This window comes from Dietzia sp. DQ11-38-2, assembly GCF_014145055.1.
Lineage (GTDB): Bacteria > Actinomycetota > Actinomycetes > Mycobacteriales > Mycobacteriaceae > Dietzia.
The window spans coordinates 13,333-14,922 of the sequence record NZ_JAALDW010000530.1 but is presented as its reverse complement, the minus strand read 5'-3'; the positions used below and the strand labels follow the sequence as shown (position 1 = coordinate 14,922).

Here is a 1,590-nt window from a genome sequence, read left to right as displayed (position 1 = left end):
GTCTGCTTCGGCATCGGCGGTGTGACCTTCCAGACCATGCTGCGCAACCCACTGGCCTCCCCGGACATCATCGGCATCAGCTCCGGCGCCAGCGCGGCGGCGGCGTTCGCGATCGTCATCCTGGGTCTGGGCGGCGCACAGGTCTCGGTGTTCGCGATCGTCACGGGCATCGCCGTGGCCCTGGCCATCTACCTGCTGGCCTATCGCGGCGGGGTGGTGGGCACGCGACTGGTGCTGATCGGCATCGGGACCGCGGCCATGCTCAACGCGGCCACCAACTACATCCTCAAGACCGCGCCGCAGTGGGAGCTGCAGGAGGCCATGCGCTGGATCACCGGCAGCCTCAACGGTGCCTCGTGGCCCCAGGTGCAGCCGGTGCTGGTGGCGTGCCTCGTGTTCGCCCCGGTGCTGCTGCTCAAATCCCGCGATCTGTCCATGCTGCGGCTGGGCGACGACACCGCCTCCGCACTCGGCGTGCGCACCGAGCTCACCCGGATCATGCTCATCGTGGCCGCGGTCGGCCTGATCGCCTTCGCCACCGCGGCCGCCGGGCCCATCGCGTTCGTGGCGTTCCTGTCCGGGCCCATCGCCGCGCGGCTCGTGGGCCCGCACGGCTCCCCACTCGTGCCGGCGGCGCTGGTGGGCGTGATCCTGGTGCTCGGCGCGGACCTGGTGGGCCAGTACGCCTTCGGCTCCCGCTACCCGGTGGGCGTCATCACCGGGGTGCTCGGCGCGCCGTACCTCATCTACCTGATCGCCCGCAGCAATCGCACCGGAGGCGCACTGTGACCACCGACCACACCCTCCACGCGACCGGCCTCGACCTGGGGTACCGCGACCGCACCGTCATCCAGGACCTGGACCTGCAGGTGCCACCGGGGCGGATCACCGCGATCGTCGGGGCAAACGCCTGCGGCAAATCCACTCTGCTCAGGTCGATGTCCCGGCTGCTCAGGCCCCGCGGCGGGCAGGTTCTCCTGGACGGTGAGCAGGTGCACCGCATCCCCGCCAAGAAACTGGCCCGCACGCTGGGGCTGCTCCCCCAGTCCCCCCTCGCTCCGGAGGGGATCACCGTCTCCGACCTGGTGGGCCGCGGGCGGAACCCTCATCAGGGGATGCTGTCGCGGTGGAGCCGGGACGACGACGAGGCCGTGGCCGCCGCACTCGAGGCCACCGGCACCCTCGAGCTCGCCGACCGGGCCGTGGACGAGTTGTCCGGCGGACAGCGCCAGCGCGTCTGGATCGCCATGGCCCTGGCCCAGCACACCGACCTGCTGCTGCTCGACGAGCCCACCACGTTCCTCGACGTGGCGCACCAGGTGGAGGTGCTGGACCTGCTGGTGGACCTCAACCGCGACCGCGGCACCACCATCGTCATGGTCCTGCACGACCTCAACCTGGCCGCCCGCTATGCCGACCACCTGGTGGCGCTCGCCGGCGGGCGGGTGCACTGCGCGGGCGCGCCCCGGGAGGTGTTCACCACCGAGATGGTGAGCGCGGTGTTCGGGCTCGACTCGGTGGTGATCCCCGACCCCACGTCCGGCCGGCCGCTGATGCTGCCGCTCGGGCGGCACGGGGTCCGCGATGGGA

2 protein-coding genes are annotated in these 1,590 nt (G+C 71.7%); both read left to right on the top strand.

Features of this window, described 5'->3' with window-relative positions; all coding sequences use genetic code 11:
- Positions 1-789 (top strand): iron chelate uptake ABC transporter family permease subunit (locus G6026_RS16875; RefSeq protein WP_241728155.1); only part of this gene is annotated, 789 nt, incomplete at its 5' end.
- Positions 786-1,590 (top strand): ATP-binding cassette domain-containing protein (locus G6026_RS16870; protein ID WP_182613847.1); only part of this gene is annotated, 805 nt, incomplete at its 3' end. The genes G6026_RS16875 and G6026_RS16870, both read left to right, overlap by 4 nt.